This is a genomic window from Saccharothrix sabaoui (genome assembly GCF_051756985.1).
Lineage (GTDB): Bacteria > Actinomycetota > Actinomycetes > Mycobacteriales > Pseudonocardiaceae > Actinosynnema.
The window spans coordinates 1-20,343 of record NZ_JBPKJK010000157.1 but is presented as its reverse complement, the minus strand read 5'-3'; the positions used below and the strand labels follow the sequence as shown (position 1 = coordinate 20,343).

23 protein-coding genes and 1 tRNA gene are annotated in these 20,343 nt (G+C 68.6%); 8 read left to right on the top strand and 16 right to left on the bottom strand.

Features of this window, described 5'->3' with window-relative positions; all coding sequences use genetic code 11:
• The first annotated feature begins 30 nt into the window (after positions 1 to 30).
• From ACR807_RS33655 to htpX, 4 genes are read left to right on the top strand one after another with little or no spacing between them, the layout of a single operon-like run.
• A complete protein-coding gene (locus ACR807_RS33655; RefSeq protein ID WP_438925518.1) occupies positions 31 to 450 on the top strand; it encodes an NADH-quinone oxidoreductase subunit B in 420 nt (139 codons plus the stop codon).
• On the top strand, positions 447 to 1,019 hold the full coding sequence (locus ACR807_RS33650) for an NADH-quinone oxidoreductase subunit C (RefSeq protein WP_438925517.1): 573 nt from the start codon (positions 447 to 449) through the stop codon (positions 1,017 to 1,019). The genes ACR807_RS33655 and ACR807_RS33650 overlap by 4 nt, the downstream gene beginning before the upstream one ends.
• Entirely contained in the window at positions 1,012 to 1,602 is a 591-nt protein-coding gene (locus ACR807_RS33645) for a 4Fe-4S binding protein (protein ID WP_438925516.1), read from the top strand. The genes ACR807_RS33650 and ACR807_RS33645 overlap by 8 nt, the downstream gene beginning before the upstream one ends.
• A gap of 21 nt (positions 1,603 to 1,623) precedes the next feature.
• A complete protein-coding gene (htpX, locus tag ACR807_RS33640) occupies positions 1,624 to 2,484 on the top strand; it encodes a zinc metalloprotease HtpX (protein ID WP_438925515.1) in 861 nt (286 codons plus the stop codon).
• Positions 2,485 to 2,527: 43 nt separating this feature from the next.
• Here the strand turns inward: htpX and rfbA are convergent, their stop codons facing one another.
• Together rfbA and ACR807_RS33630 are read right to left on the bottom strand one after the other, a co-directional pair.
• Positions 2,528 to 3,403, bottom strand: coding sequence for a glucose-1-phosphate thymidylyltransferase RfbA (rfbA, locus tag ACR807_RS33635; protein ID WP_438925514.1), 876 nt, complete (start codon positions 3,401 to 3,403; stop codon positions 2,528 to 2,530).
• Positions 3,400 to 3,891 carry a YajQ family cyclic di-GMP-binding protein gene (locus ACR807_RS33630; protein WP_438925513.1) on the bottom strand — a complete coding sequence of 164 codons (492 nt, stop codon included), beginning with the start codon at positions 3,889 to 3,891 and terminating at the stop codon, positions 3,400 to 3,402. Before ACR807_RS33630 ends, rfbA begins: the two co-directional genes overlap by 4 nt.
• A 122-nt stretch (positions 3,892 to 4,013) precedes the next feature.
• Between ACR807_RS33630 and ACR807_RS33625 the strand changes: the two genes are divergently transcribed.
• Positions 4,014 to 4,094: transfer RNA gene (locus tag ACR807_RS33625), tRNA-Tyr, on the top strand.
• 726 nt (positions 4,095 to 4,820) lie between these two features.
• Here the strand turns inward: ACR807_RS33625 and ACR807_RS33620 are convergent.
• The 11 genes from ACR807_RS33620 to ACR807_RS33570 form a co-directional block, all read right to left on the bottom strand.
• Complete coding sequence (locus ACR807_RS33620; protein WP_438925512.1) at positions 4,821 to 6,221, bottom strand: tyrosine-type recombinase/integrase; 1,401 nt, start codon at positions 6,219 to 6,221, stop codon at positions 4,821 to 4,823.
• Positions 6,218 to 6,403, bottom strand: a complete 186-nt coding sequence (locus ACR807_RS33615; protein ID WP_438925511.1) for a helix-turn-helix transcriptional regulator — start codon at positions 6,401 to 6,403, stop codon at positions 6,218 to 6,220. The genes ACR807_RS33620 and ACR807_RS33615 overlap by 4 nt, the downstream gene beginning before the upstream one ends.
• Before the next feature lie 2 nt (positions 6,404 to 6,405).
• Positions 6,406 to 7,683, bottom strand: a complete 1,278-nt coding sequence (locus tag ACR807_RS33610; RefSeq protein WP_438925510.1) for a DUF3631 domain-containing protein — start codon at positions 7,681 to 7,683, stop codon at positions 6,406 to 6,408.
• Complete coding sequence (locus ACR807_RS33605) at positions 7,680 to 8,297, bottom strand: DUF2742 domain-containing protein (protein WP_438925509.1); 618 nt, start codon at positions 8,295 to 8,297, stop codon at positions 7,680 to 7,682. The genes ACR807_RS33610 and ACR807_RS33605 overlap by 4 nt, the downstream gene beginning before the upstream one ends.
• A 284-nt stretch (positions 8,298 to 8,581) precedes the next feature.
• Positions 8,582 to 10,747 carry an FtsK/SpoIIIE domain-containing protein gene (locus tag ACR807_RS33600; RefSeq protein WP_438925508.1) on the bottom strand — a complete coding sequence of 722 codons (2,166 nt, stop codon included), beginning with the start codon at positions 10,745 to 10,747 and terminating at the stop codon, positions 8,582 to 8,584.
• Positions 10,744 to 11,832 carry a DUF2637 domain-containing protein gene (locus ACR807_RS33595; protein ID WP_438925507.1) on the bottom strand — a complete coding sequence of 363 codons (1,089 nt, stop codon included), beginning with the start codon at positions 11,830 to 11,832 and terminating at the stop codon, positions 10,744 to 10,746. Before ACR807_RS33595 ends, ACR807_RS33600 begins: the two co-directional genes overlap by 4 nt.
• Positions 11,829 to 12,122, bottom strand: coding sequence for a hypothetical protein (locus tag ACR807_RS33590; protein ID WP_438925506.1), 294 nt, complete (start codon positions 12,120 to 12,122; stop codon positions 11,829 to 11,831). The genes ACR807_RS33595 and ACR807_RS33590 overlap by 4 nt, the downstream gene beginning before the upstream one ends.
• Positions 12,119 to 12,559 carry a RapZ C-terminal domain-containing protein gene (locus ACR807_RS33585; RefSeq protein WP_438925505.1) on the bottom strand — a complete coding sequence of 147 codons (441 nt, stop codon included), beginning with the start codon at positions 12,557 to 12,559 and terminating at the stop codon, positions 12,119 to 12,121. Before ACR807_RS33585 ends, ACR807_RS33590 begins: the two co-directional genes overlap by 4 nt.
• Complete coding sequence (locus ACR807_RS33580; RefSeq protein WP_438925504.1) at positions 12,552 to 12,722, bottom strand: hypothetical protein; 171 nt, start codon at positions 12,720 to 12,722, stop codon at positions 12,552 to 12,554. The genes ACR807_RS33585 and ACR807_RS33580 overlap by 8 nt, the downstream gene beginning before the upstream one ends.
• 94 nt (positions 12,723 to 12,816) lie before the next feature.
• Positions 12,817 to 13,482 (bottom strand): NUDIX domain-containing protein, encoded by a 666-nt coding sequence (locus ACR807_RS33575; protein WP_438925503.1) that lies wholly within the window; start codon positions 13,480 to 13,482, stop codon positions 12,817 to 12,819.
• Between the two features lie 34 nt (positions 13,483 to 13,516).
• Positions 13,517 to 13,765 carry a hypothetical protein gene (locus tag ACR807_RS33570; protein ID WP_438925502.1) on the bottom strand — a complete coding sequence of 83 codons (249 nt, stop codon included), beginning with the start codon at positions 13,763 to 13,765 and terminating at the stop codon, positions 13,517 to 13,519.
• Positions 13,766 to 13,951: 186 nt separating this feature from the next.
• On the opposite strand from ACR807_RS33570, the gene ACR807_RS33565 reads away from it, so the two are divergent.
• Positions 13,952 to 14,800 (top strand): GntR family transcriptional regulator, encoded by an 849-nt coding sequence (locus ACR807_RS33565; protein ID WP_438925501.1) that lies wholly within the window; start codon positions 13,952 to 13,954, stop codon positions 14,798 to 14,800.
• A gap of 48 nt (positions 14,801 to 14,848) precedes the next feature.
• Positions 14,849 to 15,772, top strand: a complete 924-nt coding sequence (locus ACR807_RS33560; RefSeq protein WP_438925500.1) for an NAD(P)-dependent oxidoreductase — start codon at positions 14,849 to 14,851, stop codon at positions 15,770 to 15,772.
• A gap of 97 nt (positions 15,773 to 15,869) precedes the next feature.
• On the opposite strand, the gene ACR807_RS33555 is transcribed toward ACR807_RS33560, so the two are convergent.
• Entirely contained in the window at positions 15,870 to 16,535 is a 666-nt protein-coding gene (locus tag ACR807_RS33555; RefSeq protein WP_438925499.1) for a hypothetical protein, read from the bottom strand.
• A gap of 758 nt (positions 16,536 to 17,293) precedes the next feature.
• Positions 17,294 to 18,697, bottom strand: coding sequence for a pentapeptide repeat-containing protein (locus ACR807_RS33550; RefSeq protein ID WP_438925498.1), 1,404 nt, complete (start codon positions 18,695 to 18,697; stop codon positions 17,294 to 17,296).
• A gap of 311 nt (positions 18,698 to 19,008) precedes the next feature.
• On the opposite strand from ACR807_RS33550, the gene ACR807_RS33545 reads away from it, so the two are divergent.
• Entirely contained in the window at positions 19,009 to 19,854 is an 846-nt protein-coding gene (locus tag ACR807_RS33545; RefSeq protein WP_438925497.1) for a GNAT family N-acetyltransferase, read from the top strand.
• Positions 19,855 to 19,935: 81 nt separating this feature from the next.
• Here ACR807_RS33545 and ACR807_RS33540 read toward each other — a convergent pair whose 3' ends face one another.
• Positions 19,936 to 20,208, bottom strand: coding sequence for a hypothetical protein (locus tag ACR807_RS33540; protein WP_438925496.1), 273 nt, complete (start codon positions 20,206 to 20,208; stop codon positions 19,936 to 19,938).
• Positions 20,209 to 20,343: the final 135 nt, after the last annotated feature.

The following is a 20,343-nucleotide window of genomic DNA, read 5'->3' as shown; positions in this document are numbered from 1 at the left end:
GCGGGCCCCCACGTATTAGCCTCAACGGTCGTGACGGTTTCCACCTTGGACTGGGGCACGACCTACCGGGTCACCGTGCTCGACCTCGGCCTCGCGTGCTGCGGCGTCGAGGTCATGGCCGCCCTGGAGGGCCACCGCCCGGAACACCTCGAAGCGCTCGGCGTCGACACCGTGCACGCCGCGGGCGAGGCCCACGTGCTCGTCGTCTCCGGCACGGTCACCGACGCCATGCTGCCCGCCGTGGTCGCGACCTACGACGAGATGCCCGAGCCGAAGTACGTCCTGTCGGTCGGCGCGTGCAGCAACACCGGCGGCCCGTACTGGGACTCCTACAGCGTCACCAAGGGCATCGACCAGGTGCTCCCGGTGCACGTCGCCGTGCCCGGCTGCCCGCCCCGCCCCGAGGCGCTGCTCGACGGCCTCGCCGCGCTGCACCGGCTCGTGTCGTGAGCGCCGCGTCGCAGGACCTGGCCGCCCGCGTCCCCGGCGCGGACGTGCGGACCGCGTTCGGCCAGACCACCGCGCACGTGCCGCTCGACGGCTGGTTCGCCGCCGCCCGCCACGTGCGCGACGACCTGGGCTGCGCCCAGTTCGACTGGCTGGGCGTCGAGGACGCCGGACGCCCCGGCGCGGTCGGCGCGCGGCACGCCGTGCTGCTGCACGTGCTGCACCCCGGGACCAGGCAGGGCGTGCTGCTGCGCACCGAGGTGGACGCCGGGCAGCGGCTGCCCAGCGTCGCCGGGCTGTGGGCGGGCGCGGCGTGGCACGAGCGCGAGGCGGTCGAGATGTTCGGCCTCGCCCTCGACCGCGAGGTCGACCACCTGCTGCTGCCCGACTCGTTCGCCGGCCACCCGCTGCGCAAGGACTTCGTGCTGGCCTCCCGCGTGGTCCGCCCCTGGCCCGGCAGGCTCGAACCGGGCGAGGACGGCACGTCCGCGCCCAGCCGCCGCCGCGCCGCCCCGCCCGGCGTGCCCGACCCGTCGTGGGGCCCGCGCTACGAGGAGAACGCCGATGAGTGAGACCCCGGGCGGCACGCCGAGCCCCCAGCCCGTGCCCGACCAGCCCGCAGCCGGCCAGCCCGCGCCGGCCCAGCCCGCACCCGCCCAGCCCGCGCCGGCCCAGCCCGCGCCCGCCCTGCCCCCGCGCACCCGGGGCGTCATCGCGCTGCTGGAGGCCAACTGCACGGTGTGCATGATCTGCGCCCGCGAGTGCCCCGACTGGTGCATCCACATCGACTCGCACACCGAGGTCGAGCAGGTCCCCGGCTCGTCCCGCCCGCGCGCCCGCAACGTGCTCGACCGGTTCGCCATCGACTACGGCCAGTGCCTCTACTGCGGCATCTGCGTCGAGGCGTGCCCGTTCGACGCGCTGCACTGGGCGCCCGACTTCTCCTACCCCGGCACCGGCACGCCGACGGGGGACGGTGCGGTCGCCGAACTCGTCCACGAGCGCGACGTGCTGGGCTCCTGGGTGTCGCACGTGCCGCCTCCGCCGCAGCTCGACGCGGGTGCGGAGCCCGCGCCGGAGACCACCGCCGCACGACCGGCACGCCCCGGTGCCGGAACCGCTCGCCGGCCGGGAGCGTTGAGGGGGAGGACGTAGAACAGCCGGAGGCGAAGCACCGTGCACAAGCACTACAACGGGGTGAAGACCGCGTTGCTCCTCGGTGCCACGAGCGGGCTGATCGTGGCGGTCGGCTCGTTGTTCGGCCGGACCGCCCTGGTCCTCGGCCTGCTGCTGGCGCTGGGCGTCAACGCCTACGCGTACTTCAACTCCGACAAGCTCGCGCTGCGGGCCATGCGGGCGCGGCCCGTGTCGGAGGTCGAGCAGCCCGCGATGTACCGCATCGTGCGGGAGCTGGCCCAGACCGCCCGCCAACCCATGCCCCGGCTCTACCTGAGCCCCACGGCCGCGCCCAACGCGTTCGCGACCGGCCGCAACCCGCGCAACGCCGCGGTGTGCTGCACGACCGGCATCCTCGACCTGCTCGACGAGCGCGAGCTGCGCGCCGTCCTCGGGCACGAGCTGTCGCACGTGCACAACCGCGACATCCTGATCTCGTGCGTGGCGGGCGCGCTGGCGAGCGCGGTCAGCGCGCTGGCCAACCTGGCCGTGTTCGCCAGCGTGTTCGGCGGTGACGACGACGACCGCGCCAACCCGTTCGCCGTGCTGCTGGTCGCGGTCCTCGGCCCGATCGCCGCCGGGATCGTGCGGATGGCGGTGAGCCGGTCGCGGGAGTACCAGGCCGACGAGTCCGGCGCGGAGCTGACCGGCGACCCGCTGGCCCTGGCCTCGGCGCTGCGCAAGATCGAGCACGGCGCGCAGGTCGCCCCGCTCGCGCCCGACCCCGCCGTGGTGTCCCAGTCGCACCTGATGATCGCCAGCCCGTTCCGGGCGGGGGAGAACCTCGCGAGGCTGTTCTCCACCCACCCGCCGATCGCGGACCGGGTGCGCCGGCTGGAGGAGCTGGCGCGGCGGCGCTGAGCCGCCCGCAGCCGCACCGCCCGCTGCCGGCGCGCCCGGGAACCTACGGGCGCACTTCCCGTGCGACGCTCATCACGTACTGGCCGTACCCCGACTTCGCGAGCCGCTCGCCGAGCGCGTAGCACTCATCCGGGGTGATGAACCCCATCCGCAGCGCGATCTCCTCCAGGCACGCGATGCGCACGCCCTGCCGGTGCTCCAGCACCTGCACGAACTGGCCCGCCTCCAGCATCGAGTCGTGCGTGCCGGTGTCGAGCCACGCGAAGCCGCGCCCGAGGTCCACCAGGTTCGCCCGGCCCTCGCGCAGGTACGCGAGGTTGACGTCGGTGATCTCCAGCTCGCCGCGGGGCGACGGCTTGAGGTTCCGCGCGATGTCCACGACCTGGTTGTCGTAGAAGTACAGGCCGGTGATGGCCTTGTTCGACTTCGGCTGCGCGGGCTTCTCCTCGATGGAGACCAGCCTGCCGGTGTCGTCGACCTCGCCGACGCCGTACCGCTCCGGGTCCTTGACCGGGTAGCCGAACAGCACGCAGCCGTCCAGCTTCGCCGCGTTCTCCTGGAGGACCCTCGAGAAGCCGTGGCCGTAGAAGATGTTGTCGCCCAGCACGAGGGACACGTCGTCGTCGCCGACGAAGTCCGCGCCGATGACGAACGCCTCGGCCAGCCCGTTCGGCTGGGCCTGCTCGGCGTAGGAGATGTCGAGGCCGAACTGCGAGCCGTCGCCCAGCAGCCGCTTGAACAGCGGCAGGTCGACCGGCGTCGAGATCAGCAGCACCTCGCGCACGCCGGCGAGCATCAGCACCGACAGCGGGTAGTACACCATCGGCTTGTCGTAGACCGGCAGCAGCTGCTTGGAGACCGCCTGCGTGATCGGGTGCAGCCGCGTGCCGCTGCCACCCGCGAGGACGATGCCCTTCACCGGTAGTTGGTGAACTGGAGGGCGATGCCGAAGTCGGACCCCTTGAGCAGGGCGATCACGTCCTGGAGGTGGTCCTTCTTCTTGCCGGAGATGCGCAGCTGGTCGCCCTGGATCTGCGCCTGCACGCCCTTCGGCGCCTCGTCGCGGACCTTCTTCGCGATCTCCTTGGCCTTCTCGCTGGAGATGCCCTGCACGAGCGTGCCCGTGACCTTGAACACCTTCCCGGAGACGGCCGGGTCGCCCACCTCGAACGCCTTCATCGAGATGCCGCGCTTGATGAGCTTCTCCTGGAAGACGTCGATCGCCGCCCGGCAGCGCTCCTCGGTCTGGGACTCGAAGGTGATCGCCTCCTCGCCCGCCCAGGAGACGTGCGTCTCCGTGCCCCGGAAGTCGAAGCGCGTGCTCAGCTCCTTGGCGGCCTGGTTGAGCGCGTTGTCGACCTCCTGGCGGTCGACCTTGCTCACCACGTCGAACGACGGGTCTGCCACGTGCCCGGTACCTCCGCGTCGGTGGGTCTGGAACCGCCCGGAAGCCTACTCGGGTATCCCGGTTGCACGGGCCCGGACGGGGTTATGTATTGTCTCTTCCGCACCCGGGAGACCGGGAGCGGGGCGGGTTGCCCGAGCGGCCAATGGGAGCGGACTGTAAATCCGTCGCGAAAGCTACAGAGGTTCGAATCCTCTACCCGCCACAGCAGGACGAAGACCCCGTGACCAGGCAAGACAGGTCACGGGGTCTTCTCGTTGGTGTCCGACTGCGTCCGGCCGGGACCGGCCCGCTACGGGTGGCTGTACCGAGGACGTACCGAAGTGCGTAGGGCGTCTGCGAGGTCGCGGCGATGCGCGGCCATGAGCCCTGTGGCCGAGGCGGCTTTGTGAGAGCCGGGCCACAGCGTCAACGCATGGGTGAGCCTGCTTCACCGCTCAGCTCTGCCTCTGGAGAGCATGTGTACGCTTAGTGCACTCGCGGTACGCCGTGGGACGCCTGCGAAGGGCAGTCGGTAGGGCTGTCCGGCATGACAGAGTTTGGTAACACGCGAGTCCGTTTGCAGGCGGACGGCTCAGTGACACCAGTACACCGTGCTGGTCGAGCTGAGCTGTCCTCTCCTCGACCAGCGGAATCGAGGAGTCTCTGACTATGTTGGCCTCTCACCTCGTCGGGTTCGCCTGCGCTGCCTTCATGACGCACCGGTTGATCGGTGTTGTCGCCACCTCCGGGAACCGTGCGCACCGAAACGACGCTATCCGGCTCTGTAGCTACATCTGGGGCGCTGGGGCGCTTGGCCCTGGGATGGCCACGGCTGTGATCAAGCTTAACGAACTTGGCATTCTGAACTAGCTAGCTTGCCTACCTTCGGCGCTGGTAGGTGCTCGGTGAGAGACGTCGTCTCTCACCGAGCACGTGCGCGTTAGGTGGACTAACTGGCGAGTCCTCGTTGAACGAGCTGCCGGGCGCGTTCCTCCCCACCGTCGAGGCACTTCGCGTAGACCCGCATCAGGACGTTGAGGCTGTGACCCGCCCACTCGGCGACCCGTGGTGCCTCCACGCCGAGGTTGAGCCACGTCGAGACGCAGGCGTGACGGAGGTCATACGGACGCTTGGCGAGCGGTGAGGCCACCACGTCGGGCGTGAAGACCGCTTCACGCGCCAGCGCCCACACCCGCCCGTACGTCGAGCTGCCGATCCGCCCGCCGCGCTCGGCCACGAACAGCAGCCCACCCGGCGCGGTGCCGAACCGGTCGAAGTGCTCGTAGAGCAGCACCGCCAGTTCGGGCGAGAGCGGCACCGTGCGGCCCTCACCGTCCTCCCGGTGCTTCAACCCCCGTTCCTCGCTCCGCCGGCCGCTGTCGGTCCACTCAGCGCCGATCTCGGGTGCTGCCTTGGCCAGGTGGATGTCACCCCACTGAGTGACCCGCCAGCGGCCCGCCTGGTCGTCCCACTCCCTCGGCGGCATGACCAGGTCACTGCGACGCACCACGGAGGCTTCCTCGGGGCGCAGGGCCGCGAAGTACATCAGCCCGAAGAACGCCACGAGCTTGCCGCCGGTGCGCCCGATGCCGCCCACGGCGTTGAGCAGCGTCCGGGCTTGGACGGGGTTGGCCACCGACCGCCGGTCGACCTGGTGGGCGACGTTCTTGCGCTTCTTCGTGGTCACCTCCTTCAGCGGGTTCGCGGACAGCAGCTCCTTCTCCACCGCGTAGTTCAGCGCGTTGCCGAGCGTGATCCGGCGGAGCCGAATCGTGTCCGGCGCGGCCCGCGTGCCGTCCAACTTGCGTTCGACGTCGGCCAGCAGCGCCCGGAGCACGTCCGGTTTCGCCAGGTCGGCCACCGGCCGGGTGTTCTGCGACAGCCATGCCAGCGCCGCGGCTACGTCCGCCGGATGCCTAGATTCGCGACGGCTGGTGTTGAACGCCACCCGCATAGCCCTGCGGAGAACAGCGCCGTCCGGCCTGCCGCGCGTTCCCGTGAGCAGCGCCGACGTGATGGGCGTCAGCGCGTCGGCAATCGTCCGGCGCTGCCCCGGTGAAGAGTCGCGCCACTTCATGTCCACGAACGAGCACGCGAACACGAACCACGACGTCGTGGGAGTGGCTTTGCGCACCATCGACACGGGCAGGCCGGTCGCCCGGTCGAACGCCTCGCCTTTGTTCGCCGCGCTCACCAGGTCCCCGCGGAAGCTCTTGGCCAGCGCCGAGGTCCGGAACGGCTCTTTGAACCGCTGCCGGGCTACCGACCACTGCACCCAGTGCGTCGTCTTCCGCTTGCCCTGGTAGACGTCGATCACGTAAATCCGCACGTCATAGCTCGTGTCGGTCACGCGGCCACCTCCTGGGCGTCGAACCACGCGTCGACGTCGCGCCGGTCGATCCGCAGTTGCCCGTTCGGCAGCTTCCGGACCTTCGGGGCGGTGCCCTTGGCCAGCCAGTCGTAGAAGGTCGAGCGCGCCACCTTGAACTCGGCGCAGAACTCGGCGACGGTCAGCAGCTCACGTCGTGCCATGTCTAGTTCGCCCCCTCGTGCACGGCGGGCAGGTAGCGCGACCACGCGTCGGCGAGCCCGTTCTCCCCGGTGACCGTGTAGCCCTTGGCGGAAGCGCCGTTGTGCTTGAACGTCTTGACCCGCACGCCGTAGGTCCGCAGCTCGGCGGCCAACCCGTGCGCGTTGAGCGGCTTGCCGTGGAAGTCGGACCACGGCGATTCGTCCAGCGCGTGGAGCGCCAGCAGGATTTCGGCGGTGCTCATCCGGTCGGTGCGCCGTTCGGTGAACAGCGTCCGCAGGTCGGCCAGCAACCGGATGCCGTCCGACACGGGCACCTTGGTGGCTTCCTCCACGAAGTAGCGGCACGCGGCACGCGCGGTGTCCGGCCAATGCCCACCGGCCGCGTCGGCAATCGCCAGCAGCGGTTCCCAGATTTCGGCCGGTCGGTCGGTGACGCCCTCGGGCATCACCGGCGTGGCCGCGCCGACCTCCTCACCGACACCCGCCATCCACTCGGCGAGCGCTTCCCGGATCGGTGCCGACTCGATGGCCACCAGGCGTTCGCGGAACGCCTCCACCTGTTCGTCACGGCGTCGGCGGCGCAGGTTGACCGTGATGGCGCGGGTGGTGATGGTGGCGGGCATCCCACCGGCGATCCCGGCGAGCGCGGCCGGGGCGTAGACCGCGAACCGCTCCACCACCATGTTGTTGGCGTCGCCCTTGCAGCGGGCGACGGTGGCGGACCGCTTGTAACCGGCGTTGAGCAGCGCGCGGAGGTCCTCGTTGCCGCTGCCGTTCTTGGCGAAGATGGCGTCGACCTCGTCGAACAGGATCGTGATCGGCGCGTGGCTGACCATGCGGAACAGCGCGGCCGGACTCGCCGAGAACGTCATCTCCGGCGACTTGACCAGGTACTGACCGACCTCCAGGACGCGGGTCTTGCCCGATCCGGGTTCGGCGGAGGACAGCACGAGCCGCGGCGTGACGTAGAAGTGCTCCACCGCCCACGTGTGGGCGTACCAGAGCGCCAGCATCGGGGCGCAGTGCTCGTGCGGGAACGCCGAGAAGCGGGCCAGGAACTCCCGGACGTCGTCCAGCACCCGCGCACCGTCGAGCTGCCGAGCGGCGCCCTCGGTCGAGTCGGTGGGCAGCAGCCGCAGCCCCGGTCGGTCGGCCTCGCCGTGGTGCGTCACCGTCGTGTCGGTGGCGGTGCTCATGCCGTGCCCCTTCCGGGCCTGGTGCTCGACGGTCTCCCAGGTGACGAGCGGCGACCCCGGGGTGGTGTGTGCTGCCTCGGTCACGCGGCCACCGCCAACGCCGTGGTGCCGTCGTGGCGGGCGCAGCGCACCCACGACGTGTCCGGCAGGCGCGCGGCCAGCTCGTCGGCCAGCGGGTGGACGAACCGCACGGTGGTGTCGCAGCCGGGGTGTCCACACGGGAGGTCACTGACGAGCTTCCGCTTGGCGGACAGGCAGAACGGCAGGTGTCCGACGATGTGCGCGAGCCGGTCCGGCGCGGTGACGGTGTCCCGGACCCGCTCGCGGTGACCGACCTGGGCGTCGGCCCAGTCCGCGGCCACCTGCCGGGCGATGGCGTGCGCCGTGGACTCCTCCAGCCGCGCCAGCGCGGCCAGCACCACAGCGGCGGGCTTGCGCGGGTCGGAGTCGGCCAGCGCGACCCACTCCGGGCTGCCGGCGCGCGGGATGAGGCTGTGCGGGCCGGTGAGCGGACGGCGCGGTGCGGCGGCGTAGGCGCGGCGCAGCAGCGGTTCGGCCCACCGGCGCACGGCGTCGACGTCGAACTCCGGCGCGCGATTCCACGGGCGCACGGCGTCCGGGTCGCAGAACGGGCGTCGGGCGCGGCTGCTCATGACCGGGCTCCTCGGGGCGGTGTTCGGCTGGTTGTCGTCGCTCATGACAACCCCTTCTGTCACTGTGTGTGACGGTGCGTGGGTGCGCGGGGTCGACACGACAACCGAGGGGCGTTGTCGCGTCGGACGCGCGGAGGGGGAGCGGGCGCAGTTAGGTCGCCGGAACCGAGTTAGGTTCCTAACTCGCGGTGCCCGCAAGCGTGATCATGTGCGTGAGCTGGAGTTAGTTAGCCGGTGAGCCGGGTTAGGTCCCGCCGTGGAAGCCCTGGTCAAGGGTCGTTCCAAGGGCTGTGGAGCGAAGCTCGGGACCTAACCCGGTGCCGGTGCGGCTAGTCCTCGTCGTCCAGGTCGCGGGTGGCGCGCTTGGCCAGAGCTTCACGCACCGTGACCGGATCGACCGGGTAGCGGTTGCCGGTCGAGGGCACCTTGACGCCCTCGGCGGCCAGCAGTTCCCGCAGTTGCTTGCCGGTGAGCTTGCGGTACGGGCTCCAGTCGGGCGCGTGCTTGGCCAGCAGCGCGGGGACGTCGGCGGCGGGCACGGTGTCGTGGCCCAGCACCTCGGACACGTCCTCCAACAGGTCGCGGGGAGCCGGTGGCGCGGCGCGCTCCGGGGTGCCGGTGACCACGGCCGGGTGGACCTTGGTCATGGCGCGCTCGATGACCTCGGTGGCCGCGTCCCACCCGGTGTCGTCGTTGACCTGGATGAAGAACCACTTCAGCACCTCGAACCGCTCGGCGGTCGCGCCGGTGAGGATCGACGTGCCCCGGTCCTTGCCCGGACGCAGCTCGGTCGCGCGGATGCCGGCCTGGAACGACCCGTCGCCCAGGAAGCCGTCATTGGAGCGCCACGACTTCACCGCGAAGCACGCGTTGAGCTGCACCAGCTCCACGATCTTCGGCGGGATGGCGTCGGCCCGCGACGACTGGGTGTCGAAGCCCAGGATGATGCCGGTCTTGCGGGCACGGCGGAGAGTCTGCACCGCCAGTTCCGCGGCTTCCTCGCCCTGGGCGCTGCCAAACAGCTCGTGGCACTCGCTGAACAGCGCCACGATCGGCCGCAGGTCCGGGTGCTTCTCGGCGAGCCCGCGCGTGACCTTCTTCGCGCCCAGCTCGGCCAACCGCGCCTCACGACGCCCTACCTCGTCGTACAGCTCCCGCAGCGACTCCACCGCCGAGTCCACCACGGTGGCGTCCGTGCCGCGCTCGTAGCGCGCCAAGCGGGGCCGGTAGGCGTCGAAGTCGCCGTTGCCCGCGAACACGAACACCCACAGCTCGGCGAGCGGGTCCAGGGCCGCGCCGAGCATGAGCACGCGGGCGGCGTTGGACTTGCCCTGCCCCATCATCCCGCCGAACACGACGTTCGCCGAGACCAGCGCGGGCGCGACGACGTCCCCGCGCTGGGAGACGCCCAGCGGCACGCCGGTGAACACGTCGGCCGTGCCGGCGGACAGCAGCGGGTAGGGCGGCGCGGCCTTGGTGGACAGACCGGGGTCGGCCACCCACAGGTCCACGAACCCGGCACGCTCGGCCGCGTTGGGCCAGACCTCCATCGGGTCGCGGTGCAGGTTGCGGGCCAGCACGTCGCGCTTGTCGCTGATCATGTCCGGGGTCACGCCGAGCGGCAGGGAGAACGTGGCCTGGTAGCCGCGCTGGTTGACCCGCACCGGCGGGGTGGCGAACTCGACCGTCCACCCCGACTTGATGGCCTTGTTCAGCGCCGGGATGCCCAGGTGCACCAGGGCTTCGCCGATGCCGCCGGGGGTGACCACGCGGTGGGTCTCCTCCCGCTGCGTGGGCGACATGGCCCATGCGGGCACGTCGGCGGCGGAGGAACCGGCGCGGTGCGCGGCCAGCAGCCACACCGCCGGCACGCCGAGGATGGCGGCCTGGACACCGAGCATGAGCACGGTGCCCAGCACGTCGCCGGTGGCGGTGACGAAGCCCCACCACTCCGACCAGGTCCAGCCACCGGCCCACAGGTGCACGGCCACCCCGACCATCAGCAGCACCGCGAACAGCACGATCACGGCCAGCAGCACCGTGCGCACCAGCGCCAGCACCGTCCGGGGAGCACCGGCGATCCGGTCGCGCCGGTCGGCCTTGGCCTGCCGCAACCGGTCCTGCCACTCGGCGATACCGGCCGCGTCACCCTGCGCCCGTGCCGCCGCGATGCGCTCGCGGTAGTGGGCGTACGTCGCGGCTTGCACCGCGTGCGTCAGCCACTGCTCGTGCCCGCGGTACACCCGGTACCCGGCGCGCAGCGCGGCCTTGCCGAGCGTCGTCGCCGCGGCGCGCACCACGTCGGCGCGCGTCCGCTCGTCGCCCTCGGCGGTCCGCCGGTTGGCCAGCTCGGCTTCCCGCTCGGCGGTCAGCAGCTCACCGGCCACCGCCGTGTCCGTCTCCACGTCCGCAGCGGGCAGCGCGGCGCGGGTGGACTCGGCGCGGCGCAGCGGCACCACGTTGGTCATGTCGTCGGTGGGGTTGGGGGCGCTCATGCGGACACCGCCTGACGGGGGTCGTCGTCACCGGGGTCGGTGTCGGTCGGGAACAGCACGCGGTGCACCTCCACCGCGACCGCGCCCCGGATGCGCAGGAACTTGCGCACCTGGGTCTGCGACGGACGCGCCGGGAGCTGCTGGGCGTCGATCGCGGCACGGACCTTGGCCGCGTACCCCGCGACCTTGTCCGTGATCTCCGCCGGGGCCGTTTCCGCACTACCGGCTGTGTTCCGGGCGTTCCGCTCGACGGACGGCCGGGGCGCGGGCAGGGCGGTCAGGTACTCGCTGATCTCGGCGGCCAGGTCGTCGCCGAGCACGTCGTCGGAGTCGGGAACGGGCAGACCGGGAACGGTGGCGGGCACCAACCGGGCGCGGCCGAACCGGCGCCGGTAGGCCACCAGGCCGGGACGGTGCACGAGCGTGGCGGTGCCGTCCGAGGCCAGCTCGGCCACCGCCTGGTCCAGTGCCGCGCGGCGCACCGCCAGCACCCGGCGAGCGGCCTGCCGTTCGAGCCGCTGGGCGTCCCGCTCGGCGCGGCTCCGGCGCTTGCCGGCAGGGGACGCGGTGACGAGCTGGTGGACGACGACGCCACCGACCGACACCAGCGCCATGACGATGCCGTGCGCGACGGTCGAGCCGTGCACGTAGTTCAGGACGGCGGCCACCGCGGCGAACACCCACGCGCCCAGGTGCAGCCACCCGGTCGAGCGGCCCGCGCGCTGGGCCATCGGCACGGCGAACGCGAACGTCCACATCGCGCCTTCGGAGAACAGCGGCAGCAGCGTGCCGACCGGCCCGAACACCTCTTGGCCGTAGGCGGCCATCGCGGTCCACGCCAGCACCGCCGGGACCACGATGACGGGCACGAACAGCAGGTCGAGGGTATGGGCGCGCAGCCACCCGGTCAGCGCCGTCCGCAGCTCGGCGCGACGGGCGCGAGCCGCGTCGGCCTGGGCCTGCTTCAACCGGGCCTCGGCCTCCCGGTCGGTGCGGCGCTGCTCGAACAACAGTGCCTGGTCGGCCCGCCGCTGCTCGGCGGCCACCACCTTGTCCGCGCGACGGTTCTCGGCCCACGTGCTCATCGGGACACCTCCACACGAGCCGTGGAACCCAGTCCGAACCGCCGGCTCATGGCGCTGCCGGGACGGGAGAACAGGTGGAACACCACGAGCGTGGTCACCAGCGCGGGAACGGCCAGCGCCAGCACCGCCACACCCTGGTCACCGGTCTGCGTGATCAGCACCCACTGACCCAGCCCGATGAGCCCCGCGGTGGCGACGACCTTCCACAGCGCGATCACCGCGACCAGCGCCAGCAGCGCGGCCAGCAACAGCAACGGCGTCGGAACCGACGTGATCAGCTTCGAGGTCATCGCGTGCCCTCCCGCCGGTCGTCGCCGTCGCGCAGCACGCGGGGCAGGTGGACGTGCAGGTGGGACACCCGGACCGGGATGTCGTCGCCCTCGGGGTCGTTGAGGAACAGGTTGGCGACGTGCTCGGCCAGCGCGACGGAGCGGTGACGACCACCGGCGCAGCCGAACGCGAGGGTCACCGGCTTGCCCGCGACGGTGTGGAGCTGGAAGGCCGCGAAGTAGACGCCGCCCGCCAGATCCAGCGCGCCGGGCGTGGTCATCACGGCGTCGCGGACCACCGGGTGGCGGCCGTCGAGGTCGAGGAACCCGCCGTTACGAGCGCGGGCCGGGTCGCGCAGCAGTTCCCGGACGTCGACCACCAGGTCGGCGACGGGCGGCTGACCGTGCAGGTAGCCGAACGAGATGACGTGCAGGGCCGCGGTGGTGGGCTCACTCATCGTCGGCCACCCCCGCACGCTGCCGCTCGACCAGCCGGGCGTGGTCGCGCTGCCAGGCCGGGGCCGACTCCCACGAGCGGCCGGGGCGGGCGTTCTCGTAGGCGGCGCGTGCCGCAGGTTCAACCCGCGACACTGCGGTGCCGTTGTTCGTCGTGCGTGACATGCTCGGGATCTCCTGACCCGCCCCTGGGGCGGTGTTGGGTGGGCCGGACCGGCGGCGTCTTCTTCGCGGGAGTGGGCCGCCGGTCCGGGCAAAGTCAGTGCTTGAGGTAGGCCGTGCGGTTGCCGGGGTGGCTGAACAGCCCGCACTGGCCGATCAAGGCGGCGTCGGGGCTGCCGACGCACTCGGCGGCGAAGTGCATGACCCCCGCGTCGTCGGTGCCGGCGGGGCTGTCGATGCGCCACCAGGTCGGCGAGAACTCCGGGTGGTCGCGGGTGACCACGTCGCCGGGCTCCAGGCGATTGGTCATCTTCATGACGTTGCCGAAGCGCAGGACGATGCCCAGCCGGGCCAGGGCGTCGATGACGATGCGGTCGTGGTCGAACGCCAGCGACTCCAGGTCGGTGATGACCTCGGCCAGCGGCACCCAGCGGGCGGCGCGGGCATCGTCGGCGGCGTGCGGCGTCGGCAGGTGGTCCAGGACCGACATGTAGGCCCAGGACACGTAGCGGCCACGCGGGTCGCGCCCCGCCGTGCCGTACACGCCGACCAGTTCGGCACCTGCGGGCATCGTCAGGCCGGTCTCTTCCACCAGCTCCCGCGCGGCGGCGTCGGCGAAGTCCTCATCGCCGTCCACGTGGCCACCCGGAAGCGCCCACTTGCCCGCGTACGGGTCCCAGCCGCGCTCGATCATCAGCAGGAACAGGCGGTCGTCGTGCTTGGCGAACAGGACGGCGTCGGAGGTCAGACGGATCGTGCTCATGGCTGCGTGCTCGCTTTCGTTGCTGGTGAGGGGATTAGGCAGCGGACGCGGTGGAGTCGTTCTCGAACACCGGGCCGTAGATGCGCAGAACGCGCACGATGCCGCCGAGCTTGCGTTCGACGGTTCGCCGGTCGCGCTGGTGGCGGGCCGTGCCGTCCAGCAGCGCCGTTGTGGCGGTGGGCAGCTCGGTCAGTTCGTCGGCGACGGTCGCGATCAGGGCGTCGATCGAGTCTTCCGTCAGCCCGTCCGGGCTGAACCGGTACTCGTCCTCTTCGAGGTACATCGCACTTCCTCCCGTGTGGTCGTCGCCACAGTGGCGACGAGAGAAAGCTAACAGTTGAATGGTAAGCAGGTCAACTGTTAGGTGGGAACTCTCCGCAAATATGCGTTCTGCCTGCGGTGATGCTGGTCAGCGCTCTGTTAGGTCGCTGGTATGCTGAGGCTCCACATCGAGTGGACCGGAGGTGGCATGTCCAGCCAGAACCCACGCGTGTCGCGTGGCGAGTCCCTGCACCAGCAGGTGGCGCGGAACATCCGGAACCAGATAGCGGCCGGCCTGCTGCGAGACGGTCAGCCGCTGCCGTCCACACGTGAGCTGGCCCAGCAGTGGGACGTCAGCGTTTTCACGATCAACGAAGCCATGAAGCTGCTCGCCAGCGAGAACGTCATCACCAGCAAGCCGCGGGCAGGACGAGTCGTCAACGCGCCGGACCAGGCCGCGCACGCCGAGGTGCGGACGACCGCCCCGCACGTGCTGCTGGTCGGTGGGTATGCGGGGAGCGGCAAGACCGAGCTGGGGCGCGTGCTGGCCCGTGAGACCGGGTGGCCGATGCTCGACAAGGACACGTTGACGCGTCCGGTCGTTGAAGCGGCGCTGGAGATCCTCGGGTGCTCCCCCCACGATAGGGAGTCGGCGGAGTACCTGTCCCGCATCCGGCCGCGTGAGTACGAAGCGCTCATCAACGCGTTGACGGAGAACGTCCAGTGCGGCAACAGCGCCATCGTGACAGCGCCGTTCATCAAGGAGTTCAAAGACCTTGCGTGGCTGAACCGCATTGAAGCGACCTGCCGTGAGGTGGGCGCGAAGGTGTCTGTTGTGTGGGTCTACTGCGACGCGGACACCATGCACACCTACATCCGGCATCGTGGAGCAGCGCGCGATGCGGCCAAGCTGAGCAACTGGAGGGAGTATTTGTCCGCGATCGACGTTGACTTCCGTCCGCCGGTCGAGCACTCCGTTATCGACAACAGCGCGTCGGGTGCGCCGCTACAGGATCAAGCGCGTGAGCTGGTCAAGGCCTTGGCCGGTAGTGCTTAACCTGAAGTAGCTTGCTCAAGTAGACCGACGCGCTGTAGTGGAGAGACGATGCGAGTGCTCGTCAGCAACGAACCTGATGACGAAGTCGGAGTGGAGAAGCTGTCGAGCCTGGACGGCATCGAGGTGTGTACTTATGACCCGAACGTCTCCGAGTTGACGGACAGGCAACGCGAGTCCGAAATCCTGATTCCCCCGTACCGGAGTAGTCACCGTCCGATCCGACTGCTCGAACAGTTGCCGAACCTGCGTATGGTCCAACTCCTGTCAGCAGGGGTGGACGAATGGGCTAGTCATGTGCCGGCGCATGTGACTCTCTCAAGTGCCCGTGGTGCTCACGCTGGCCCGGTGTCTGAGTGGGTCCTCTCGGCAATACTCACACAGTTGCGGCAGTGGCCAGCGCTTGTAAGGTTCCAAGACGAAAGGGAGTGGGCACACCGTCGATTCCAGGCGGATACGCTCGACGGCAAACGTACCCTTATCGTGGGTGCTGGGCATATCGGTCTTGCGGTGGCTAAGCGACTCATGGCGTTCAACGCGACATCAACCCTCGTAGCGGGCACTGCCCGTGAGGGCGTTCACGCCCCCTCCGAACTTCCAAGCCTCGTCAAAGGTCACGATATCGTCGTCATCACCGCGCCGCTAACCGCTGCAACGCACAGACTGGTGAACGATGCCTTTCTGTCAGCGATGGATGATGGTGCGTTGTTGGTGAACGTCGCGCGCGGCCAAATCGTGGATACCGACGCCTTGATTGCCGAACTCCGAGCCGGCAGACTGCGCGCTGCTCTAGACGTCACAGATCCGGAGCCGCTGCCGTCGGGACATCCATTGTGGACCTGTCCGGGGCTCATCATTAGCCCTCACTCCGCGCGCACGGTTCCGGGTACCAACAGCCTGTGCTACTCGGTCGCTGTGGAGCAGGTCAGGACCTTGACGGCTGGTGGCATGCCTTCCAACGCTGTGACGCGGTGATACTAGCTTGAGACAGATTTCGGGCGGCTGATGCATGGTTGTTCAATCGTTTGTCGGATCGTTTTAAAAAGAGAGGGGAGTTAGGATTTTAGATCGCTTAGTTATTCGTCTTCCGAATCTTCGAGTTAGGATTTTGCCGCCCCTTCCAGACCTTGAAACTGAATCCCTTTTTGCTTCCGGAGAAGAATTGGTCAGACGCAAAGTAGGCGCGCGTAAATTCGATAAGTTCGCTGACTGGAGTTTCGAGACTTATGTGGTTCGAGTTCCAGATATAGTGAATCCAGCCGGTCTGGAACTTGTCTAGCGTTTCTTTGTTCGGCACAGCCTCTTCCATCTTTTGTGCCGCAATCTCCAGTGCCGTTCCAAGGGTTGCTATTTTCTGGTCTACCGCATCTTTTAGCTTCTGCAGGGCGATCGAGCATTCATTAGGAAGCAATGGGTGTTTCAAGAATTTTTCGACTTCGTTGAGAGCGGCTGTTGTTTCGTTCGGTATAGCGATTGACATATTTTTGTATCTTGCCCACTCTTTGCGTGGGATATCTTTTTTCTCAGGAGTTGTGTACTCATCTGCCGCCTCAATGGCCTCGGCTTTTACCCGCCAAATGGGGCATTTGTCGGTACTGTACGCGCGAGCACTTTGGTCGACCTTGATTCCAAACTTTGTCAGGATGTACTCGTCTACCATCATTTGCATATTTGCAAAGTAGAGTTTTTCCAGGGCGAAGTAATTGTAGATATCATGCTCTGTCTTGTCGACGAACAAGGCTATTAGATCCTTGGTTAGTTCTATTTGGGCTTTGTAAACTTCCGTTTTGAGTGGCTGTAGAACGGTTTTCTTTGCATGTAGATAAGTTAGGACGGTTACTGTGCCTACGGTAATCCAAAAGATACTTTGTACTACGGCTGGGACTATCTGCCACCATGTAGGCTCTGTTGAGGACTGTCCGAGTGGCATCAGCGAACCTTTCATTTATTTACTTAAAATAAAACCGAATTGCACATCGGGACATGGATAAGTGCTGCCGAACTAGTTCGGTATGCGACACACTAGGGGGTAGTTCATGGCCCTCTCCAGGATCGGTAACTTCGGTAACTTCGGTAACTGTGCAGGTCAGCGGCTCGCTCAGGCGTAACCGACCAAGTTGCGGTTACCGATCGAATGGCAACCATGGCTGGCGTGATGGTCGTGATGAAGGACTAGCTTGCTCTCGCGCCTCGCGGGGCACTGTAGAGCCGCGCTTCGCGGTGTAGTTACTGTTCCGTGGGTAACCCGATCTTGGTTGGCCACCTTCCTGGGAGACTCTGACCTGCACGGTTACTGAGGTTACCGAGGTTACCGGTCCTATAGGCGACCCCGCATGGACTACGGCAGCGAGTTTCCCGCAGATCTGTCGGACGCTCGCGACGTGGTCGGAAGTCGCTTGAGGCCCGCTCGGGACTGCTCATGCCGGATGCGTACCGAAGTGACGACGTCGTAAGCTGTGGACGGTGGTCACTGTGGTTCGTACGGAAGTCCGGGGATCAGTCGTCAATAGACTCGAAAGTAAGGTCCTCGGGAGAGGTGGAGTCATCGTCAGTAGCCAGAATGCGATGCCAAGTGCCCTGGCGGCCTTCGATGGCCGTATGGTCGAGTGAGAGTTGCCATCCGGCGGGCCATGATTTGGAGTAAGAGGATTTGACCGCAGGGTCATGACGGGACGTCGCTTCTTTGCACAAGGCGTTCCAGGTGAACGTCGCTTCGTTGAACCAGGTATTTCCGGTGAACGTCGCTTTGATGAACACGGCGTTCTTGGTGAACGTCGCTCCGGTGAATGAGGCATCCCCGGTGAACGTCACTCCGCCGAACCAGGCGTCCTCGGTGAACGTCACCTCGTCGAAAAAGGCGTCCCCGGTGAACGTCGCTTTAATGAATGAGGTGTTCCAAGTGAACGTTGCTTCACTGAACGCGGCGTCCCCGGTGAACGTCGCTTCGTCGAACCGGGTGTTTCCGGTGAACGTCGCTTCATCGAACGCGGCGTTCCCGGTGAACGTCGCTTCGCTGAACGTGGCATCCCCGGTGAACGTGGCTCCACGGAATGTCGCATTACGCAATAGGCACTTACGCGTGTCCCAGTCAATGAGGACCGCGGCGGTGAGGTCAAAATCGGTGTTTGCCCAGAAGGTCATTGTAGGTTGGTCTGTGTCGCTGTCAGGATTCACGTGCGTGGTGAGAATGCGTTGGGCGGTTAGCCGAACCTCCCGTTCCTGAACTCGTTCGCGGTGTTCGACGCGGGCGGCCTGATCGGCGCTCGCGTCAGGCGGGTCACCAGGAATGTCGAAGGGAGCGCGGAGGTAGGCGCAGAGCACATTGACCACGGTTTGGCGCAAGGCTGGCTTTTCAGGATGGTCTTGTGCGAGGCGTTCCAGGGCGTACAGGCCGCCGTGACGTACTGGAGCCTTGTCCGATCCGAGTTGTTCCACAGACTTTGCGTACAGGTCGGTGATTCGGCGTGCTTCGGCATCGCGTTCGGTTGTGGCTGCGACCTCGCGTTGCAGTTCGTAGGCGCGGACGACGTCGGCCTGGTCGCGTTCCTTCTGTACCAGCCCGATCTCGGTGGCATATTGGCGTCGCCACGCCAGGTACAGCGCGAAGATCCCGCCTCCGCCTACTCCGATGCTCAGCCCGGTGCGCAGCGCGTTGAATCGCGCGTTCACCAGCTCCGCGCCGGATAGGCCCGCGGTGCCCACCCACCACAGCGCCACCACCAGGCCGATCGTTGCTGTGGCAATCACAGCCGCCACGGTCGCGATCACCCTGCGCGGCATCGGCTCCAGTGACGTGCGTGACGTGGATGGTGTCGGCAGCGGCACAGGCGTACGGGTGGCGGATTGCTCGCCAGGGGCCGGGCTGGATAACGGCACCGGAGCGGGGCGGTCCTCAGGCATGTCCGCATCATCGTCGGTTGGCGTGGCTGTGTTTCCTGACGACACGCCAGTCAGGCCGGACGGGGCTTGCTGCAGGCAGGGGTTCAGTGGGCGTCTGTGCCGAGGACGTACCGAAGTGACCGTGCCGAGAGCTGTAAGCGCTGGTCAGGTGTGGTTCAGGCGGGACTCTGTAAATCCGTCGCGAAAGCTACAGAGGTTCGAATCCTCTACCCGCCACACCACGTGAAAGCCCCCGTGACCGGCACGACCGGTCACGGGGGCTTTTTCGCGTCCTCCGCCGGTGGGCGGGGCGCGCGGGTGATCATGGGGCCATGCGCCCGGACGGCTGGTACCTCACCGACGACGTCGACGACTTCTCCGCCGGGGCGTGGGACTTCCTGCGGTCGCGGCCCGACCTGCACACGATGCTGCTGACGACGGTCGCGAAGTGGCGGGAGCGGGGAGTGGGCGAGGACGTGCTCTTCGGTCGGCTGGAGTCGGCGGACGGGGTGCGCGCGGTCTTCTGCCGGCGCGCGACCGGTCGCCTCGCCCTCACCCCGGTCCCCGCCGAGGTGGCCGACGGCCTCGCGGCCCACCTGGCGGACCTCGGCCTCACCCTCTCCGGGGTCTCCGCGGTCGAGGGCACGGCCGTCGCGTTCGCCGGGGCCTGGGGGCGGCGCACGGGCGCGGTGGCGACGCCCGGCGTGCGGGTGCGCCTCTACCGCCTCGGCGCGCTCACCCCGCCGGAGCCGTTCCCGGCCGGCCGGGGCGCGGCGCCGCGGGACCGGGAGCAGGTCGTGCGGTGGTGCGCCGGGTTCATGGAGGCGGTGGGGGAGGAGCCCGTCGTGGACGCCGACGCCTGGGCGGGCACGCGCTACGCGGACAAGCGCTACACGTTCTGGGAGGCGCCGGACGGCACGCCGGTCTCCATGGCGGGCTCGACGGCGGTGGTCGGCGGCATGGTGCGGGTGGACCCCGTCTACACCCCGGCGCGCTTCCGGGGGCGCGGCTACGCGGCGGCCGTGACGGTCGAGGTGAGCAGGGCCGCGCTGGACGCGGGCGCGACGCACGTCGTGCTGTTCGCGGACCCCGCCAACGCCACCAGCAACGCCCTCTACCAGCGGCTCGGGTACGTGCCGGTCGCCGACGTCACCCCGTACGACCTCGCGACGGGGTGAGGCCGGCGCGCAAGCGCTTCCTCTCGCTTGCGTGCCGGCCTCGTCCTGCAGCATAACCCATGTCGAACATTTGTTCGAGGGCTATGCGAGTGCGGCCCTGCCCTCCTCGGTCAGCTCCGCGTCCACCCGCTCGTCCAGGCCCACCGCCCGGCGCGCCCGCAGCAGCCCCGCGTGCACCAGGTCGTGCGTGACCATCTGGTCGCAGCACGGCAGCCCGTCCACGTAGAGGTCCGGTTCGCACCCCCCCGACAGCTGCGCCCTGCCCGCCGCGACGGCCCGGAGCATGGACCTGGCCCGCCCGGACAGCTCCCTCACCACGATCACGGCGACCCCCTCGCCCGCTGTGCCCATCATCGCTACCCCTCGTTCCACAGGAGGTCCGGCCCCGCGCCGCGAGTACCCCTCCGCCCCCAGTTCACTCGGGTGGCCCAGGCGGCATCACCCGGTCGGGAGGCCGGTTCGCACGACGGTGGCACGCCGACCGGTTCC

Bases quoted from the DNA above. Each gene is read 5' to 3' on its own strand.
- ACR807_RS33645 (WP_438925516.1), top strand. From the start codon at position 1,012: ATGAGTGAGACCCCGGGCGGCACGCCGAGCCCCCAGCCCGTGCCCGAC.
- ACR807_RS33615 (WP_438925511.1), bottom strand. From the start codon at position 6,403: ATGGCACGACGTGAGCTGCTGACCGTCGCCGAGTTCTGCGCCGAGTTC.
- ACR807_RS33605 (WP_438925509.1), bottom strand. From the start codon at position 8,297: ATGAGCGACGACAACCAGCCGAACACCGCCCCGAGGAGCCCGGTCATG.
- ACR807_RS33600 (WP_438925508.1), bottom strand. From the start codon at position 10,747: ATGAGCGCCCCCAACCCCACCGACGACATGACCAACGTGGTGCCGCTG.
- ACR807_RS33595 (WP_438925507.1), bottom strand. From the start codon at position 11,832: ATGAGCACGTGGGCCGAGAACCGTCGCGCGGACAAGGTGGTGGCCGCC.
- ACR807_RS33590 (WP_438925506.1), bottom strand. From the start codon at position 12,122: ATGACCTCGAAGCTGATCACGTCGGTTCCGACGCCGTTGCTGTTGCTG.
- ACR807_RS33585 (WP_438925505.1), bottom strand. From the start codon at position 12,559: ATGAGTGAGCCCACCACCGCGGCCCTGCACGTCATCTCGTTCGGCTAC.
- ACR807_RS33580 (WP_438925504.1), bottom strand. From the start codon at position 12,722: ATGTCACGCACGACGAACAACGGCACCGCAGTGTCGCGGGTTGAACCT.
- ACR807_RS33575 (WP_438925503.1), bottom strand. From the start codon at position 13,482: ATGAGCACGATCCGTCTGACCTCCGACGCCGTCCTGTTCGCCAAGCAC.
- ACR807_RS33570 (WP_438925502.1), bottom strand. From the start codon at position 13,765: ATGTACCTCGAAGAGGACGAGTACCGGTTCAGCCCGGACGGGCTGACG.
- ACR807_RS33565 (WP_438925501.1), top strand. From the start codon at position 13,952: ATGTCCAGCCAGAACCCACGCGTGTCGCGTGGCGAGTCCCTGCACCAG.
- ACR807_RS33560 (WP_438925500.1), top strand. From the start codon at position 14,849: ATGCGAGTGCTCGTCAGCAACGAACCTGATGACGAAGTCGGAGTGGAG.
- ACR807_RS33550 (WP_438925498.1), bottom strand. From the start codon at position 18,697: ATGCCTGAGGACCGCCCCGCTCCGGTGCCGTTATCCAGCCCGGCCCCT.
- ACR807_RS33545 (WP_438925497.1), top strand. From the start codon at position 19,009: ATGCGCCCGGACGGCTGGTACCTCACCGACGACGTCGACGACTTCTCC.
- ACR807_RS33540 (WP_438925496.1), bottom strand. From the start codon at position 20,208: ATGATGGGCACAGCGGGCGAGGGGGTCGCCGTGATCGTGGTGAGGGAG.